The organism is Shewanella sp. MF05956 (assembly GCF_059758055.1).
The window spans coordinates 1-18,594 of sequence record NZ_JCAYNV010000025.1 but is presented as its reverse complement, the minus strand read 5'-3'; the positions used below and the strand labels follow the sequence as shown (position 1 = coordinate 18,594).

Annotated in this window: 14 protein-coding genes; 11 read left to right on the top strand and 3 right to left on the bottom strand. The window is 39.7% G+C overall.

Annotation, left to right across the window (positions count from 1 at the left end; genetic code table 11):
* Nucleotides 1–22: 22 nt before the first annotated feature.
* The gene (gene xylB / locus AC19MX_RS19820; protein ID WP_498299631.1) at nucleotides 23–1,483 is read right to left on the bottom strand and encodes a xylulokinase; all 1,461 of its coding nucleotides are present in this window, start codon (nucleotides 1,481–1,483) and stop codon (nucleotides 23–25) included.
* Nucleotides 1,484–1,693: 210 nt separating this feature from the next.
* Here xylB and AC19MX_RS19815 point away from each other — a divergent pair, with 210 nt between their 5' ends.
* From AC19MX_RS19815 to AC19MX_RS19765, 11 genes are all read left to right on the top strand, one after another.
* The gene (locus AC19MX_RS19815; protein WP_498299630.1) at nucleotides 1,694–2,668 is read left to right on the top strand and encodes a Gfo/Idh/MocA family protein; all 975 of its coding nucleotides are present in this window, start codon (nucleotides 1,694–1,696) and stop codon (nucleotides 2,666–2,668) included.
* A gap of 228 nt (nucleotides 2,669–2,896) precedes the next feature.
* Nucleotides 2,897–3,931: a LacI family DNA-binding transcriptional regulator gene (locus AC19MX_RS19810; RefSeq protein WP_498299629.1), complete on the top strand. Its 1,035-nt coding sequence runs from the start codon at nucleotides 2,897–2,899 to the stop codon at nucleotides 3,929–3,931.
* A gap of 321 nt (nucleotides 3,932–4,252) precedes the next feature.
* Nucleotides 4,253–4,969, top strand: a complete 717-nt coding sequence (locus tag AC19MX_RS19805; protein WP_498299628.1) for an NUDIX hydrolase — start codon at nucleotides 4,253–4,255, stop codon at nucleotides 4,967–4,969.
* A gap of 155 nt (nucleotides 4,970–5,124) precedes the next feature.
* Nucleotides 5,125–6,462: a glycoside-pentoside-hexuronide (GPH):cation symporter gene (locus AC19MX_RS19800; protein WP_498299627.1), complete on the top strand. Its 1,338-nt coding sequence runs from the start codon at nucleotides 5,125–5,127 to the stop codon at nucleotides 6,460–6,462.
* 67 nt (nucleotides 6,463–6,529) lie between these two features.
* Nucleotides 6,530–7,597, top strand: coding sequence for a glycoside hydrolase family 43 protein (locus AC19MX_RS19795; protein WP_498299626.1), 1,068 nt, complete (start codon nucleotides 6,530–6,532; stop codon nucleotides 7,595–7,597).
* A gap of 294 nt (nucleotides 7,598–7,891) precedes the next feature.
* The gene (locus tag AC19MX_RS19790; RefSeq protein WP_498299625.1) at nucleotides 7,892–10,906 is read left to right on the top strand and encodes a TonB-dependent receptor; all 3,015 of its coding nucleotides are present in this window, start codon (nucleotides 7,892–7,894) and stop codon (nucleotides 10,904–10,906) included.
* 119 nt (nucleotides 10,907–11,025) lie between these two features.
* Nucleotides 11,026–12,699: a tryptophan halogenase family protein gene (locus AC19MX_RS19785; protein WP_498299624.1), complete on the top strand. Its 1,674-nt coding sequence runs from the start codon at nucleotides 11,026–11,028 to the stop codon at nucleotides 12,697–12,699.
* A gap of 35 nt (nucleotides 12,700–12,734) precedes the next feature.
* Nucleotides 12,735–13,469, top strand: coding sequence for a SapC family protein (locus tag AC19MX_RS19780; RefSeq protein ID WP_498299623.1), 735 nt, complete (start codon nucleotides 12,735–12,737; stop codon nucleotides 13,467–13,469).
* Nucleotides 13,470–13,479: 10 nt separating this feature from the next.
* Nucleotides 13,480–14,976, top strand: coding sequence for a tryptophan halogenase family protein (locus tag AC19MX_RS19775; protein ID WP_498299622.1), 1,497 nt, complete (start codon nucleotides 13,480–13,482; stop codon nucleotides 14,974–14,976).
* Nucleotides 14,927–15,715 carry a DUF6445 family protein gene (locus tag AC19MX_RS19770; RefSeq protein ID WP_498299621.1) on the top strand — a complete coding sequence of 263 codons (789 nt, stop codon included), beginning with the start codon at nucleotides 14,927–14,929 and terminating at the stop codon, nucleotides 15,713–15,715. The genes AC19MX_RS19775 and AC19MX_RS19770 overlap by 50 nt, the downstream gene beginning before the upstream one ends.
* Nucleotides 15,716–15,724: 9 nt before the next feature.
* On the top strand, nucleotides 15,725–16,537 hold the full coding sequence (locus tag AC19MX_RS19765; RefSeq protein ID WP_498299620.1) for a ThuA domain-containing protein: 813 nt from the start codon (nucleotides 15,725–15,727) through the stop codon (nucleotides 16,535–16,537).
* A 413-nt stretch (nucleotides 16,538–16,950) separates the two neighbouring features.
* On the opposite strand, the gene AC19MX_RS19760 is transcribed toward AC19MX_RS19765, so the two are convergent.
* Complete coding sequence (locus AC19MX_RS19760) at nucleotides 16,951–17,913, bottom strand: putative phage abortive infection protein (RefSeq protein WP_498299619.1); 963 nt, start codon at nucleotides 17,911–17,913, stop codon at nucleotides 16,951–16,953.
* A 124-nt stretch (nucleotides 17,914–18,037) separates the two neighbouring features.
* Nucleotides 18,038–18,526: a hypothetical protein gene (locus AC19MX_RS19755; RefSeq protein WP_498299618.1), complete on the bottom strand. Its 489-nt coding sequence runs from the start codon at nucleotides 18,524–18,526 to the stop codon at nucleotides 18,038–18,040.
* Nucleotides 18,527–18,594: the final 68 nt, after the last annotated feature.

Sequence of the window (18,594 nt, the reverse complement as noted above, 5' to 3'; positions counted from 1 at the left end):
ATTACTTTTTTTGGGGGGTTCTTTATAAAAACAAATGTTTAGTTGCTTGGTATAAGCCTTTAAATTGTTGATATTGTTTGGCGTAATACTCTTGCATATCTGGATTTGGCAATACCACGTGTTTCAGCTTGCCATTAGTACAAATAGATTCTGCAGGTGCTTGCTCTATGGCGATTCTGGCTAATCTTGCTGCACCAAATGCCGGGCCGACTTCACCGCCTTCACGATAAGAAAGCGGGCGGTTTAATACACTGGCTAAGATATCGCCCCATAATCGACTTTTAGAACCGCCGCCGATAACCGATATCTCATCGATTTGAGCGCCAGCATCAAGTAAAACTTGTTGTCCGTCGGCAAAGGCAAAAGCGACACCTTCTAATACTGCTCGCCCTAAGGTTGCAGCACTGGTGTTATGGTCAAGGCCAAAGAATACGCCTTTAGCTTTGGGATCATTATGTGGCGTACGCTCGCCAGAAAGATAAGGTAAAAACAACACTGAGCAGGGGTGGCTAAAATCACATTTTGCGACTTGATCCAGCAATGCAGCTTCATTGTCATAGCCGGTCAGCTTGGTTACCCAGGTTAAGCAACTTGCGGCACTTAACACCACAGACATTTGGTGCCAGGTATTGCTTAGGGCATGGCAAAAAGTATGTACTGCGTTATCTGGATTCGGTAAATATTGCTCATTCGCGACAAAATACACGCCAGAGGTACCCAGAGATAAGAAGGCTTGATTAGGCTTTATTACACCAATACCAATGGCTCCAGCAGCGTTGTCTCCAGCGCCTGCAACCACAGGGACTTTATCCATGCCCCACAAGCTGGCTATGTCGGCGCTTAAGATTCCGGTGATGTCATTGCCTTCATATAGCGTCGGCATATGGTTAATGGTTAATGAGGTTGCCTTAAGCATTGCCTCAGACCAGCAACGCTTTTCAACATCTAACCAAAGCGTGCCAGCTGAATCTGACATGTCTGAGGCAAAATCACCGGTCATTTGTAAGCGTAAATAATCTTTTGGTAAGAGTACTTTGGCTATTTTTGCAAAATTTTCAGGCTCATTCTCTTTTACCCACAACACTTTAGGCGCGGTAAAACCTGGCATGGCAATATTGCCGGTAATGTGTCGTGAATTAGGCTCTTTAGCTTCCAACGTTTTGCATTGCGGTTCACTCCGGCCGTCGTTCCATAAAATGGCAGGGCGAATAACCTGGTTATTACTGTCAAGCAAGGTAGCACCATGCATTTGGCCTGATAAACCTACAGACTTAACTTGTTTAAGTAAGTCTGGTTTAGTTGTTTTAAGTTCGGCCATTGCTAAACAGGTTGCTTGCCACCAATCATTAGGGTCTTGCTCAGACCATTGAGGGTGTGGACGCGATACAGTTAGTGATGAGCTAGCTTGTGCGAGTAGTTGATCATTACCGTCTAAAATAATGATCTTTACACAAGAGGTTCCTAAGTCGATGCCAAGATACATAATTCAATCCAATGTTAAATCGTGTTATATTTTGTTAGCGCTAACATTAGCACTGGATTTTAAATCTATCAAGTGTATTTTATGTCATAAGTTTTAGTTTTTTGTGAGTAATAGGTGGCTTCATTAACAAGTTGCTAACTTGTTGTGTTGTGCATTGCCATGTTGGTTTTGCTAAAACCAACTGAGATAATTTAAAAAAAGGATGTAAAAATGACTAAGTTAAATTGGGGGATTGTCAGCGCAGGCAGGATAGCAGCGTTATTTTGTCAGGATTTGGCATTTTCGGCGAATAGTTATTTGTATGCAGTAGCGGCAAGAAAGCAAGCAGATGCTGACAAATTTGCTGAACAATACAATGTAGACAAAGCCTATCAGGGATACCAAACGTTATTTGACGACCCTGATGTTGATATTGTGTACATTGCAACTCCACATAACTTTCATTTTCAACAAGTCCATGATGCGCTAATGGCGGGTAAACACGTATTGTGTGAAAAACCAATGACGGTAACCGTTGATGAATGCCAGATATTAACCACACTCGCCAAAAGCAAAGGTTTGTTACTAATGGAGGCAATGTGGACTTATTTTTTACCGGCAATGCAGCAGGCAAAAATATGGTTAGACGATGGACGAATAGGACAGCTTAAACATGTCAAAGTTGATTTCGGTTATCCTGTTCCCTTTGCGGCAGACGGAAGAGAGTACAATCCGCAACTTGCTGGAGGCTGTTTATTAGACATGGGTATTTATCCCTTGGCCATAGCGAATTACTTTTTAAAGTCAGACATCAATAATTTATACGTACAAGCGCATGTGTGTGAAACAGGCGTTGAAGATGATGTCATTATTATTGGTAAAAGTGATGATGTGATGGTCAGTTTAGCCACATCGTTTCAATGTCGATTAAGTAACAATGCCTATTTAATTGGTGATAAAGGCTACATCGTTATTCCTGATGCATTTAGAGCCTCTGAATGCCATATGTATCAGCTTGATGATTTGGTCGATAGCTTTACTGATGACAGACAGTCAATGGGGTATCACTTTGAAGCAGATGAAGCCTGTCGCCTGATCCAGCAAGGTGAAATGGAGAGTCGGGTAGTGAGCCATAAGCACAGTTTGTTGTTTCAATCCCAATTAGCCAGGGTGAAAGCCTTTATTTACCCCAGTCTTAATGCTTAGCGTATTTTGATAGTGCGCTTGAATTAAACTAACTTATCGACTAAAACTAGCTGTTCGCTGTCGGTGTAATAGCTTCATCATTCAGTTATGTGGATATAACGATAATTTCACAGTGATTCATTTGTATTTGCCACTTCAAATAATGATATTATTTGAAGTGAGGTCTTTAAAGGCAGTCGTAAATGCTTAATTTTCTATCGCTTTGTTGTTTTTATGAGTAGGTAAATAATGGTCGAAGTTAAAAAAGCGCGAATACAGGATGTTGCTCAACAAGCGGGCGTCTCTATGATGACTGTATCACGAGTATTAAACCAAGACCCTAAAGTAAGCGATAAAACACGCAGTAAAGTGTTAGCTGTGGTTGAGCAATTACACTATAGACCTAACGAGTCGGCGCGAAGATTGGCCAGTAATAAATCGTACTTTTTAGGATTGTTGTATGACAACCCTAGTGATGCTTATGTCAGCCAATTTTTATTAAGCGCCTTAAAATGCTGCCGTTCAAATGGCTTTCATTTAGTGGTAGATGAAGCAGATAAAAATATTGATAAAACACTTCAATCAGTTAATGAGTTAATTAACGAAACAAAAGTGGATGGCATGATTCTATTGCCACCGGTATGCGATCAAAAAGAAATTATTGATTGCTTACTTGCAGCTAATGTCCCTTTTGTCAGAGTCGCACCTGACAGCCAGTTAACTATTTCGCCTTATATATGTATGGACGATTATCAAGCCGCCTTTGATTTAACTGAAACGTTAATCAAACAAGGCCACAGCAAGATAGGCCATATCATTGGCGATCCAAATCAAGGCGTGAGTCGTTTACGCTACCAAGGTTATTTGGATGCACTGCGTTCTAACAAAATAAATACCCCACCAGAATACATAGAGCAGGGATGTTTTACCTATCAGTCAGGTATGGTCGCCGCGCAGAAAATGCTATCCCTAGTCGATAAACCCAGTGCTATTTTTGCCGCTAACGACGATATGGCGGCCGCGGTTATGTCAATTGCACAAAGCCAGGGCATTAATGTGCCCAATGATTTATCGGTTGTCGGCTTTGATGATACAACCCTTGCAACGGTTGTGTGGCCAAATATCACCACGGTAAGACAGCCTATTGATGAAATGGCAACGCTAGCTGTTAGCTTATTTACTTCAAATAAAGACAAATACTTTTCAGGGTTAAAAAACAGTGAGTTGCGTCATATTCTCGAATTTGAAATTATTCAAAGAGAGTCAAGTAAATCAATTGTCTAGCAATGAACGTTTCTTCACATAATAAGTGTTTGTTGATTGATAATATTCACACAATGAATCGCTTAAAACATCCGTTTGTGGTGCCGCTTGATAAAACGCATCTGCGTAGCAACGATGATAAGCATTGTTGTTATATTATCCATCAGTGATGTACAGTATAAATTGATTTTGTTTCATGCATTTACAATTATGTTTTTGGTGAGTAAAGTGATTATCAACATTTGTTGAATATGACCTTTTCATTGCCGTACCGTTATTCAACGGCAGTCTTCAAAGTGACTATGTACAACCAAGCTCGTTATCTTAAAGTGGATCTTACCTGTGAATTTTATAAACGAAGTTATTGATGAAGAAACCATCCCAGCTGATTGTATTAGTAACTTAACCGTTGATAATCTTATTTTTACCCTCCATGAAGGCAAACTTAAAGTCTTACTGGTTAAATATAATAAAGGCTTAGCCACCAATAAATGGGGTTTAGTCGGTCACTGGGTTCGCAGTGATGAAAACCTTGAGACTGCGGCTTCTCGGGTAGTTAAAAACACCGCAGGGGTTGAAAACTTATATTTAGATCAACTTGGTGCCTTCGGTGACGTTGACCGTTATCCAGCCAGACGAATTATTACTATCGCATTTTATTCCCTGGTCCGTTTTGACGAAACCAATTTATCGCACGGTTCCAATGCCATAGAGTGTGAATGGTTTGATGTAACACAAGTGCCTAAACTGATGTTTGACCACGGTAATATTTTGGCGAGTTGCCTTAATCATTTAAAATACAAAGTCAGACATGAACCGATTGGTTTTAGTTTGTTGCCTGAAAAGTTTACCTTATTACAACTACAAGATTTATATGAGTCGATTCTTGGTGTGACATTAGACAAACCCAATTTCCGTCGAAAAATATTAAAGATGAATTTATTAATCGACTGTAATGAGAAGCAACGTAATGTTGCTCACAGAGCTGCATCATTGTATCGATTTGATGTGCATGTTTATGAAAAACTAACTCAATTTGGTTTTACGTTCGAATATTAATACCCCTAAATTCACAATATAATGCCCATATTCACACCACTAAAAGACTGCGTTCGCTGTCTTTTTTTACATTCCATTAAAATTACATCAAATCTATTTACATAAATATTAAATTGATATAGTGTTTATGACTATAACAATTCATTGGAATGATAATGGAAAATACTAATAATAAACTGACCATTAAAGAAAAGCTTGGCTACGGTCTTGGGGACACAGCCAGCAATATCGTCTTTCAAATGGTCGCCAACTTCATGCTTATTTTTTATACCGATGTATATGGTTTATCTGCAGCAGCAGCGGGGACTTTGCTATTAGCGGTACGATTATTTGACGGTTTTACTGATCCTGTCATGGGCGGCATTGCTGACAGAACCCGTACTCGCTGGGGGTCTTACCGTCCATACATCCTATTTTTGGCAATACCTTATGGATTTTTTGCCTGCATCGCGTTTATCACCCCTGATTTTGGTAGCACGGGCAAACTTATTTATGCCTATGTGACCTACGGTGTTTTAATGACTTGTTACACCGCCATTAATATTCCTTATGGTGCGTTAGGTGCCGTGATGGTTAACGACCCAAAAGAGCGTACATCACTTCAATCTTATCGTTTTGCAATGGCCATGGGCGCTCTTGTTATCATTGTGTGGGCAATACCTAAATTGGTAACTTATTTTGGTCAAGGTAATGATCAAGTCGGTTATCCGTTAGCAATGGTATTTATGGGTTCTTTAGCGGCAGCATGTTTTTTGTTGTGTTTTAAGATGACCAAAGAAACCCAAACAATGCCAGCTAAGCAAAGTTATCGCAGTTTGTTCACCGATTTTTTTAGCTTATTTAAGAATGATCAATGGCTTGTCATTGCCATTATCAGCTTAGTGACCTTAATTTTAATTGGTATTAGGGCATCGGTAGCGCCGCATTACATTAAATACTATGTCGGTGATGAGTCATTATTGTCTAACTTTTTAACCCTTGCGGCAATTGGTTCAGTATTAGGTGCTATATCCACTAACTTTTTGTCTAAATACTTTGAAAAGAAAAATCTCTTTATCATCGCATTGGTCGTTGTCGTGATTTCGCACAGCATGTTTTATGTCATTGATGTGGATCAAATTGGTTTGATTTTTACAGTCTATTTTATTGCCAACTTTGCCCACATGATTATTACGCCGATTATGTTTTCAATGGTGGCTGACACGGTTGACTATGGGGTTAAAAAAATCGGTAAGCGACTAACCGCGATTACTTTTTCAGGCCATTTATTGGCGATTAAATTTGGGTTTGCCATTGGTGGCGCATTAGCAGGTTGGATATTATCAGGCTTTGATTACGTCCCTAATGAGCAACAAACTGAGCATGCATTGTCAGGTATTTTACTCGCGTTCGCTGGTATTCCTGTGGTGTGTACCTTATTAAGTCTCGTTGTGGTGTCTCGCTATAAATTGACTGAACTAAAAGTAAAACAAATCCAGGCTGAGCTCGCTTAATCAGGTGCTAGCAGACAAATAAATATTAAAAGTGACATTACCACTGACTGTAACAATAGGAGAATGTATGGCTCAAGCCATGAAGGACCATCTAAAGAGTGTCGATGAATTAAGTGATGCTGAGCGTAAACAATTAGATGATCTCAAAAAAGCGCATTCATACGTAGCAAAAAACCAGCCGCTTGTAACCAATATATATACTGCAGATCCTTCTGCGCATGTGTTTGAAGGTAAGATTTATATTTATCCATCACATGATATAGAAACCGATAACAGCAGCATGAATGATCAGGGCGATCACTTTGCGATGTGCGATTACCATGTATTGTCTATCGACAATGACACTGATGAAGTCACAGATCATGGTGTTGCGTTAGCTCTTGAAGATATTAAGTGGGCGAGTAAACAACTTTGGGCTCCAGATGCTGCGCACAAAGCAGGTAAGTATTATTTTTATTTTCCCGCACGTGATCTGGAAGGTATTTTTAGAATAGGTGTTGCCAGTAGTGATTCACCCGCAGGCCCATTTGTTGCCGAAGAAAATTACATCGCTAATTCGTTCAGTATTGATCCTGCGGTATTTGAGGATGATGATGGCAGTTATTATTTATACTTTGGCGGTTTATGGGGTGGCCAGTTACAAAATTGGCATCAAGGACAATTTAGTTTGAATGATCATTATCCAGACGATAATCAGCCAGCTTTACCAGCAAAAATGGCCAAATTATCCGATGATATGTTGTCATTTGCAGAAGAGGTACAAGACATCGTTATTTTAGACGGTTCTGGGAATCCCATTACTGTTGCTGATATTGACCGTCGTTTCTTCGAAGCATCATGGGTACATAAATATAATGGTCGCTACTACTTTTCATATTCAACAGGTGATACCCACAATATTGCTTATGCAATAGGGGACAGCCCATACGGACCTTTTACATATCAAGGCATTATATTGAATCCAGTGTTGGGATGGACTAGCCATCATTCAATTGTTTGCCATCAAGGTAAATGGTTTTTATTTTACCATGACTCAACATTATCAGGAGGACAAACTCACTTGCGATGTGTAAAGAAAACTGAGCTATTTCACGACGGGAATGGAAGCATTTCAACAATCACAGCATACGAATAAAGTTATCAGTGTGTAGAGATTAATTTTTTTTACCAAAATAAGAATTGGTCAATATGACAATAAGATGGCTTTGTCAGTATTGAAAATAATATAAACACCCAGCTTGTTAAAAAAGAGTAAAGAATCGATTAAGTTTAACATTTAATTATGTTGAAATGACCGGGGGGAATCGATTGCAGTCTTTATTTGTACTCTTTTGGGGAAAGGAATCTCGTTAATGTCATTACTTGGGGTAATGCTTAACGAGTAAAGAGTCATTGCCGAATGGCAATAATAAAGGATAGGGGAAGAAAGATGTTCAACAAGAAAATAATAACAACCTCGATTTTAGCCGCTCTTGGCGCTATGGCTACATCATCGAGCTATGCAGAAGAAGTAGATGTCGAAGTGATTACCGTTACGGGTATTCGTGGTGGTCTTGAACGAGCGATGGATCTTAAGCGTGAATCTGACGGTATTGTTGATGCTATCTCAGCAGAAGATATTGGTAAATTTCCTGATACTAACCTTGCCGAATCACTGCAACGTATTACCGGTGTTTCCATTGACCGTTCTGGTGGTGAAGGCAGTCGTGTAACCGTTCGTGGTTTCGGTGCGGCTAATAATTTAATCACATTAAATGGTAGGCAATTACCTAATACAACAGGTGACCGTACTTTTGATTTTGCAAATGTAGCCTCCGAAAGTGTCACTGGTGTAAAGGTGTATAAAACATCTGATGCTTCAATAACCTCTGGCGGTATTGGCGCAACAATCGATTTAAGTACGCTTAAACCTTTGGACCATCCAGGCACAAAAGCGACTTTAGGCGGCAAGGCCATTGATGATAAATCATCACGAAATGGCAGTGTAACACCCGAGCTGAGTGGTTTGTTTTCGCAAACATTTGCTGACGATACCATTGGTATTGCTATTTCAGGTAGTTATCAAGAACGCGAAAGTGGGATGCAACAATTTTTAGCAGACCAAGGTTATCGCGCAAGTGATGCTAGCAACGGTGGTTGGGGCGGTGTGCCAGCAGGAGCTGAAGGTGGAACTAACCGCCCTACAAGCGGAATATATTCTAATCCTCAACAGCCACGCTATGTTTTTGAAGAACGTCAGCGTGAACGTATGAATGGTCAATTAACATTTCAATATCGACCAATTGATAACTTTACTGCAACCGTAGACTACACAACGTTTAGAAACAAAGTAGAAGAACAGCATACCGACGCGTCAGTTTGGTTTAACTATGCCGGTGACAGAAGTGAATCTGTTTGGACTGATGGCCCAAATGCGGTGCCGTTAATTTATTCCGAAATTTACGATATCAATAGCCCTGCCGATCTGGCCGATACTTCATTAACCGTGGGTGCATGGGGTAATGAGCAAATCACAGATTCAATAGGTTTAAACCTGAAGTGGGAATTGAGTGATGATTTAACGCTAGAACTTGATCACCACAGTTCAGTGGCAGAAATGAAAGCAACGGATCCTCGTCATGGAACACGTAACAACATTCAATTACCGTCTTATACTCGTACCCGTACAGGTTTAGATTTAACCGGTGATTTGCCCGGTATTGCAACAGGTGATATTGAAAACTTTAATCCACAGACTATGCGTTTATCTGGAAGTTGGTTTGCCAATGACCAATACACCTCTGAAATTGATCAAACTCAAGTAAAAGGGAAGTACTTCTTAAATGAAGACACCAATATTGATTTTGGTGTCGCACTGAATAAAGTTAACAACCACTACCGACATACCCAAGTTCAACGTCCTGATTGGGGCGGAGTTGGAGAAGTAGGTGATTTTGCAGGTGTAAACTGGACTGAAGATACTATTTTAGACAAGTTTGATGCATCGGCAGGTAATTTTGACGGTACTGCAACTCAAGCTGACTATGACCTATTTAACCGTATTTTCTATGCAGATTTTGATGAAATAGTTAACGCTGCAGAATTTGCCGATCCAATCGCCAACGTAGATGGTTTATACGGTGATTGTAAAGCGGCAGCAGGTGCAGCAGCAGGACCTAACGGGGAAGGCCAGTTCTGTGCCTCAACCAATTGGAACGAAGGTACGAATCGTTTTACAGAAGAAGAAACTACCGCTGCTTATTTTCAAATTAACTACTTAGGCGATATGGGTGATATGCCGTTTAGTGTTCACTTTGGCTTACGCTATGAGCAAACGGATGTGTTTTCACAGGCATCAGCACCAGGTTACAGCCGCGTTGAATGGACAGAAGATACTTCAACCTCAGTAACAGGTGTTACTGGTATTGAAACTTTAAGCCAAAGTGCTGATTATGATGTGTTTTTGCCTAACCTCAATTTCAATTTGAATGTGACAGATGATATCGTGATGCGTGCTGCTACCAGCAAGACGATTTCTCGCGCCAGTTACAATGACTTATTGGGTGGAACATCTATTAATACTGGCGGTAGCTTAAGTGGCTATTCAGGTAATTCTGGTAACCCAGGACTTGAACCGCTTGAGTCGATTAACTATGACTTTTCGACTGAATGGTACTATGCAGAGGGCAGTTATGCTTCTGTCGGCTACTTCAGAAAAGACGTATCAAATTGGATCCGCACAGGTACAAAAGAGTCAAACATCTTTAACCTCTCTAACCCGCTGAGTGGGGATAAATTTAATGCCGCGGTTGCTGCACTTGGAGCTAATGCATCAAATTTACAGATAAGAAATTATATCTTTGAAAACTATGCAGATGATCCAAATGTGCAACCTAACTTTGACGCCGCTGGCGAATTAGATGGTGGTACTATTGTGGGTGATCCTGCAACTGATGACGGTGTGATATTTAATCTGAATGTCCCTGTCAATGGTGATGAAGAACACACTATCGATGGCTTCGAGTTTAACGTACAGCACCTGTTTGGTGAATCTGGATTTGGTGGTATTGCTAACTACACGTTGGTCAATTCAGATCTTAAATATGATGATAGTTCGCTTAACGATACTGAAGCACTAGTAGGCTTAAGTGATACGGCTAACTTGGTACTTTTTTATGATAATTATGGTTTACAAGCCCGTGTTGCTTATAACTGGCGTGATGCTTTCTTAAACGAGCGACGTGTAAATGGTGACTTAACCGCACCTGTTTATACTGACGAATATTATCAAATTGACTTCAATGTTAGTTATGACATTCCGCAAGTGGAAGGTTTAACTGTATTTGTTGAAGGTATTAACATTACCGAAGAACAAGTTAAAGAGTACGGTCGTACAGAACAGCTTGTGTATAAACTGACTCAAACCGGTGCTCGATACGGTGTTGGTGTTCGTTACACATTCTAACGTCCCCCCAAAGCGTGGCAGGATTCATCCTGTCGCGCTTTATTTTTATCTAGAGATATTATTCAAATCATTAATAGTCATCTGATTTAAATAATATTTTGTCGATTAAAGGTATGCTAATGCAAATAAATGCTATGAATATCGTGATTGTGGGCGGTGGTACTGCTGGGTGGTTAACTGCTGCTATTATTGCAGCACATGACCGTCAACATACACCTTTACAAAAGTCATCTGTTTGCGTCACTTTAATTGAGTCACCCGATATTGCTACGATTGGCGTTGGTGAGGGTACCTGGCCATCAATGCGTGAAACCTTGCGTAAAATAGGCATTAAAGAAGCTGAATTTATGACGCAATGCGAGGCCAGTTTTAAGCAAGCGTCTGAATTTCGTCAATGGCGTGTTGATCCAAACGTGTCAAATGATCGATATTTGCACCCGTTTTCACTACCCAGTATCAATGGCGACTCCCAATTATTGAGTGCTTATACTACAGCCATCAAAACCAATTATATGACTCAAGCTTTTTGTGACAACTTTTGTTATCAACAAAGCTTAGCGACTCATTCATTAGCACCTAAACAGATAACCACGCCGCAATACCAGTTTATTAGTAATTATGGCTACCATTTAGATGCTGCAAAATTCAGTGAAATGCTAAAAAAACATTGCTGTAATGAGCTAGGCGTCAGATATATTTCTGCCAATGTAGTAAAAGTGAATAACCATGTTAATCATGACATAGCCAGTGTCGTCATCGATAAAACGAGTGATAGTAATAACATCGACTCTTTAACAGAAGTTAAAGGCGATCTATTCATTGATTGCAGCGGCAGTAAAGCACTATTAATTGGTGAACATTATGGTATTGCGATCAACAACCAAAAGCATATTTTGTTTAATGATTCAGCCTTAGCTGTGCAAATACCATATGAACATGCGGATTCTCCGATTTATTCAAGCACTGTATCGACTGCGCAAGACGTAGGCTGGGTGTGGGACATTAGTCTGCAATCGCGTCGTGGTATTGGTTTTGTGTATGCCAGTGACTATTTGAGCCATGCCAGTGCGCTGCAAAGACTACAAGCTTATTTGCGCGACAATTCAACGCTCACCAACCAACAAGTTGAACAGTTAAGTGTTAAAAAACTGTCATTTACTCCGGGGTACAGACAAACATTTTGGCATAAAAACTGCGTTGCTATCGGTATGGCCGCAGGGTTTATTGAGCCACTTGAAGCCTCTGCATTAGCCTTAATTGAACAATCTGCAACCATGGTTGCTGAAAAAATGCCACTTAATCAAGATATTATGCCGATAGTAGCAAAACAATTTAATCAACGAATGCTGCAACACTGGCAACATATCATCAGTTTTTTAAAACTGCATTATGTGTTATCAAAACGTGATGACAGTGAATACTGGATTAACAATCGTCATCCTAGCTCAATTCCTGCAAACTTAAGCGCGTTATTATTACTGTGGCAACATCAACCGCCAAGTCATTATGATATTGATTATGCTAACCCATTGTTTCCAATATCCAGTTATCAATATGTGCTATACGGAATGCAGCAACCTGCAAATGTGAACCGTTCACACAACGCTGATCCTGTTCACACTTGTGACTCACAGACTAGCATCAACCATATTGATGATATTACAAAATACTTAACACCATTGGCTGAACACATAGACATAAACAAGCAAAAGCAACAGCGCTTGTTATCTGCAATGCCCACTAACAGAGCATTATTAACAAAAATGGCTCAATATGGGTTATCACCAATATAGAAATCATTAATAACAATAATAGTGTGGGGAATATTATGCCGAATCATGAATTACTCAATAACCAAGACCATCAACATATTAAAATAAACAATCAACGCAATGAACGTTTAGGTGACAGCACTTGGTATGCACCTACATTTGTGGCCGAATTTAAAACAGTCCAGGCCCATTATCCTATTCTGTTTCAAAAAGATCCTCAGACAGGGCAATTTTGTCCTGTGGTGTTATTTGGTTTTAAAAATGAAGAAAACCTGTTTCTATCGGCTGGGCAATGGAACGCGAGCTACATTCCAGTATCAATAAGACGTTTACCATTTTATATCGGTTTTCAACAAAAAAACGATAATGGTGTGGCCGTAAAAGAACGTGTCGTTACCATTGATATGGATTCACCACGAGTGAATACTGAGCATGGACAATCTCTGTTTTTACCTTTTGGCGGCCAAACTGACTATTTAGACAGTATTGCCAATATGTTGGAAGCATTACACCATGGTATGCAACAAAACGAGCTGTTTGTTGCCTTGGTGCTAAAACATGAGTTACTTGAACTCGTTACACTCGACATTGAGCTAAACGATCAATCGAAACATCAACTCATTGGTTTTTATACTATTGATGAAGATAAACTGGCGAAACTGTCGTACGACGCCATGTTTGAGTTACATCAAGCAGGGTTTGTTGAATCACTGTATATGATCGTCGCTTCGCAAGCGCAAATAAGAAAGCTCGTTGAATTTAAGAACCAACAATTAGCCCAAGCAAGTTAACGAGGCACTCATGCACAATAATAACATTAAAAAAGTAGTCATTGCAGGTGGCGGCACAGCAGGGTGGATGGCCGCTGCAGCGTTCTCTAAATTATTTGGCCACAGCTTGTCCGTTACTATCGTCGAGTCCGATCTGATCCCTACCGTGGGTGTCGGTGAAGCGACTATTCCGACATTGCATATTTTTCATGACTTGCTGAAAATTAACGAAGCTGAATTTATGGCAGCGACGAACGCGACCTTCAAACTTGGCATTTCGTTTGAGAATTGGCGAGATGTGTCTCAAGACTATTTGCATTCGTTTGGCTACATTGGTCAAGGCTGTTGGGCGGCAGGTTTTCAGCATTTTTGGCTTAAAGGTATGCAGCAAGGTATCGCCAAAGATATTGGGGATTATTGTGCAGAACACCTAGCGTGCCGTGAAGGCAAGTTTGCCGTATTAGCAAATCAAGACCGCAACTATGCTTACCATACTGACGCAGGCTTATACGCCAAATTCTTACGTAAATTGTCTGAACAGCATGGGGCAGAGCGCATTGAGGGGATGATAGATAAGGTTAATGTTAATCAGCAAAATGGCTTTATTGATTCGCTTACCTTAGCCGATGGCACTGTGATTGAAGGCGATCTTTTTATAGATTGCACTGGCTTTAAAGGCTTATTGATTGAGCAAGCACTGCACACAGGTTATGAAAACTGGAATCATATTCTGCCTTGCGACAGTGCGATTGCGGTGCAGACTACACAAACCAAACCCTTAGTTCCTTATACTCGTTCGATTGCCCACGATAGCGGCTGGCAATGGCAAATACCATTGCAAAACAGAATGGGCAATGGCTTAGTATTTTGCAGTCAATATATGAGCGATGAACAAGCCAAAGCCTTGTTACTCGCCAACATTGAAGGTGAATTAATCAATGAGCCACGGGTGATTAAGTTTCAAACCGGCACACGACGTAAACACTGGAATAAAAACTGCGTTGCTGTTGGCTTAGCAAGTGGTTTTATTGAGCCGCTAGAGTCAACCAGTATTCATTTAATTCAGCAAAGTATTGTCCGGCTAATGCAAAACCTGCCGACTAAAGCGATGGACGCTGGCGTGGTCGATAATTTTAACCAAAAAATGCGCACAGAAATCGATAATATTCGTGACTTTATCGTGCTGCATTATCATGTGACAGAACGAACAGACAGTGAGTTTTGGCGTTATTGCAAAAACATGGAAGTTCCAAGCAGCTTGCAACAACGAATTGATTTGTTTAATCAAAGTGGTCAAGTTTATAAAAATGATCTAGAACTTTTTGGTGAGTCATCTTGGTTACAAGTCATGATAGGTCAGGGGCTTATGCCTCAAAGTTATCATCCTATTGTCGATAACATGCCCGATGATCAACTGGCTAAATTTTTAGACAGTATTGAAACTGGGGTGAAGCGACGGGTCGACAACTTACCTAACCATGTGGATTTTATTAATCACTACTGCCGATCGCCAAATAGCCTTGTTTAAGATTAATCGCCATATTGCTCCTCATATAGAAATGCTTGGCGAGGGGCAATTACCCTTAATCGTCATCGATGACTATATTGAGGATGTTAGCGCATTAACTCAGCACATAGCGCAACAGGCCAAATTTAGCGCCGACGGTCATACCCAGTACCCAGGCATTCGTAGCCCAATGACCAAAGATATTGTGCTGGCTTATTTAAAACCGCTCATGCTGCCGATTTATAAAATCTACGGTTTTGCTGCGACTCAAACGCCTGCGCCATGCGACAATTATTTTTCGCTCATCACCACTGCCGCTAACGAGTTGGCGGATATTCAAACCATTCCACACTTTGACACTTACCAACCTAATTTGATTGCCGTTATTCATTATTTGAATGACAAACCTCATGGTGGCATTGGATTTTTCAGGCATAAACGAACGGGCTACGAGTTTATTAACGAACTGCGCAAGCCTGAATACGATCAGGTCGTTAATGATATGAACCTCTCAGCGCCAAGTCGTATAAATAGCAGTAGCATTAATGAACGCAGTATTAATGGCAGTAGCACTAAAAGCTATTGCAGCGTTAATCACAGTGAATTTGAATGTTATAAAACACTCGACTATAAACCCAATCGATTAATCGTATTTCCTGGGATGTTATTGCATTCAAGCCTGGTGAATGTCGAAACCGATATTGATTCGAGTCAACAAACAGGCCGATTAACTGCCAATATGTTTATTAAATTTGTATAAGGAAACACAATGACATACACAGGTTTACACAAAGTACTGCTGACAGCATTGCTTAGCTGTGCTTTATATTTGATGCTTTTTAGCCAAATGCTGCATGCAACTGGGTTCGAGCACATGCCTAAAAAGCAATTTAATGTATTGGTGTTTAGTAAAACCGCTGGCTGGCATCATCCGTCGATTTTAAGTGGTGTAAAAGCCATACAACAACTTGGCGACAAGCATTTTTTCAATGTTGTTTGGCATGAGGAAAGTCGATATTTCAATGATGATTATCTCAAAAAAGTAGATGTAGTGGTGTTTTTGGCCACCACTGGTGATGTGTTAAATGATGCAGAACAAGCCGCTTTTGAGCGTTATATACAGCAAGGTAAAGGATTTGTTGGCATACACAGCGCCACAGATACTGAATACGATTGGCCATGGTATCAACAACTTGTCGGACATACGTTTGTGATCCATCCTGAAATTCAAACCGCAAGATTACAGGTCGAGTCACGTCAATTCCCAGGTCTAGAATCGATGCCAGACAGTTTGTTATGGACTGACGAATGGTACGACTTTACCGTTGCGCGCAATCCAAAACTGCATTACATCTTGTCGGTTGACGAAAGTAGTTACGATACTCATTCAGACTGGGGAACCAAGCAGGGCAAAGGCATGGGAGAATTTCATCCTATAGCTTGGTATCAAGAATTCGATGGCGGTCGTGCATTTTACACCGCCCTTGGCCATACCGATGCCGTTTATCAAGACGTGTTATTTCAAGCGCATTTATATGGTGGAATATATTGGGCAGCAACAGGTAAGGGGATAACACCGTAAATCGTTGCTTTACTATTTGCAGCAAGCAAAACTCAATGAAATTTCATCGGCGCGAAAGAGTAACCTCATGTGCAGATGATCCAGCGAGACGCCGGCTCTTGGTTTTAAATCAGCATCCATGCGGGCTTAACCAAAACCAATGACATCCATGCCTCTCGCTCAGAAATGTTTCACTTAGTGAAATTTCGCCCTGTTTTGGATACTCGCTTGCTCATCTTTACCTGAATTATTGTCTCTTCGATTTAACTTCATTGATGGCTGTAGGAAAGTGATATATAAAACAGGGTTAACTGGTTTTTTGACTGAAATATACTGGTACTTACTGTCTCCCTATATTTTAAAAGAATTAAAAGCGTCAAGCAACGGACTTAATTTCAAAATAAATCGCAAAGCAATCAAATAAGTTAGGCTGCTTATTGACTGGAGGAATGATCATATGTATTAGATTTCTTTTTAAAGTAATATTCCATATTTGTTTTTATCGCTTTGTTACTACCATAAGCAGTCATCTCATATTTGCTTAGGTCTAATCCGTCATCAATTAAACCTTTATACCCAATATATTCAAAAAGACTATATTGTTCAATTTTATTTTTAAGCTCTATTAAATCTTCACCATATAAAACTTGGTAAAATACAAATATTAACTCCCCATTAGTTAGTTCTGAAAATAAAACGCGATAATATTTACGTTTATCAGAAATATCACTTTCTTCTATAAAGTCTAAAAGAAATTTAAAGTGCATAAAATACGAATAAATTATAATACTATGAGAACCATGACAGATACCATCATACGCTTCTTTAGAATCACATCTTTCAGGTTTTTCCCCTCCATATTGTTCAGAGCTATAATATTCTTGATATCTATATAGTTCATATCTAAGGTGCTCGAAACCACAATATCTTGTATCTTTGTCTAATTCAAATTTACTTGGAACGTTTGAGTTTTTTACCACAGCGTCTTGAATATAAACCCGTATTAAATGAGCAACCTGAGATTCAAATCGATTTAACAAGTTAAAAAATGTTGATTCAAAGTTCTGTAATTTCGCAGTATCTATTTGTGCGTTTTGCGCATCAGCACTGCGTTTCAACTCCTCTGTAGAAAGTGTAAGTTCAGTTCTTGTCATTTCTAATTGCTTATCATTTTGCTTCAATTGAGCTTGTTGCATAAAAACCGTAATTAGAACACTGACAAATGCAGCAAAACTTAAAAGAGGATTTAACATGCCACCAATAAAATCTCCAAAAGATCCCCATATTTCAGGCTTATCTGATATTTTTAAATGTCCAAAATTTAAAATATAGGATATTGGTACCAAAGAGCTAAGACATACCATGGTTATGATTGCAGTTAAGGCTTTTTTATTCATATACTCAAATTCTACTTTTTCAGGAAATAAATCTAACACCTCGTTAAGAGGCAATAAAATTGTTAGCTATATTATCTAAGAATGAAAACAAGCTAACTGTTTTCAGACCTGCTACAATGACTGACTATATTCTAAATCGCTTCATAAACTCGACGATTCCTGTGAGTAAAAGAGTTAACTCGATTGAGTTAGTAGTAATCCAAGTTATTGAGGCGACCAGTGTTTCGATTGTAGTCCATATGAAATTTAATTTCCCCCTGTATGCAGCTAACTGAGTTGTTTTTAGTTTATTCAAACGAAACATTGTCGGATCTGAATCGAGTTGTTCGCCTCCTAGCCTTTCAGCTCCAGATGGGAGCAGGTTTTTTTCTGAATTAACTAGAAAACCATAAGTGTTGAAATATTTATCATAAAGCATTTCGCACAAATGCTTTTCTAAAATCTTTGTCATTAGTGAAGCTGGAATAAACTTACTCAGCTTACCGATATAACCGTTATCAGCTTTTGAACCCTCAATAGATGATATAGCACCTGCTTTTATTAACTGAACGGAACTCAGGGCGAGATCGTGAATGTTTTTTGAACAATTTGACGCACTATTTGACGTTAACATCTCGCTATGATCTTATACTCCCTTTTTTCGGGAGCACACCATGCATATTGACCACTTCAAAGAGAATT

Coding starts and splice junctions, on each gene's coding strand:
- xylB (WP_498299631.1), bottom strand. CDS start 1,483: ATGTATCTTGGCATCGACTTAGGAACCTCTTGTGTAAAGATCATTATT.
- AC19MX_RS19815 (WP_498299630.1), top strand. CDS start 1,694: ATGACTAAGTTAAATTGGGGGATTGTCAGCGCAGGCAGGATAGCAGCG.
- AC19MX_RS19810 (WP_498299629.1), top strand. CDS start 2,897: ATGGTCGAAGTTAAAAAAGCGCGAATACAGGATGTTGCTCAACAAGCG.
- AC19MX_RS19800 (WP_498299627.1), top strand. CDS start 5,125: ATGGAAAATACTAATAATAAACTGACCATTAAAGAAAAGCTTGGCTAC.
- AC19MX_RS19795 (WP_498299626.1), top strand. CDS start 6,530: ATGGCTCAAGCCATGAAGGACCATCTAAAGAGTGTCGATGAATTAAGT.
- AC19MX_RS19790 (WP_498299625.1), top strand. CDS start 7,892: ATGTTCAACAAGAAAATAATAACAACCTCGATTTTAGCCGCTCTTGGC.
- AC19MX_RS19785 (WP_498299624.1), top strand. CDS start 11,026: ATGCAAATAAATGCTATGAATATCGTGATTGTGGGCGGTGGTACTGCT.
- AC19MX_RS19780 (WP_498299623.1), top strand. CDS start 12,735: ATGCCGAATCATGAATTACTCAATAACCAAGACCATCAACATATTAAA.
- AC19MX_RS19775 (WP_498299622.1), top strand. CDS start 13,480: ATGCACAATAATAACATTAAAAAAGTAGTCATTGCAGGTGGCGGCACA.
- AC19MX_RS19770 (WP_498299621.1), top strand. CDS start 14,927: ATGTGGATTTTATTAATCACTACTGCCGATCGCCAAATAGCCTTGTTT.
- AC19MX_RS19765 (WP_498299620.1), top strand. CDS start 15,725: ATGACATACACAGGTTTACACAAAGTACTGCTGACAGCATTGCTTAGC.
- AC19MX_RS19760 (WP_498299619.1), bottom strand. CDS start 17,913: ATGAATAAAAAAGCCTTAACTGCAATCATAACCATGGTATGTCTTAGC.
- AC19MX_RS19755 (WP_498299618.1), bottom strand. CDS start 18,526: ATGTTAACGTCAAATAGTGCGTCAAATTGTTCAAAAAACATTCACGAT.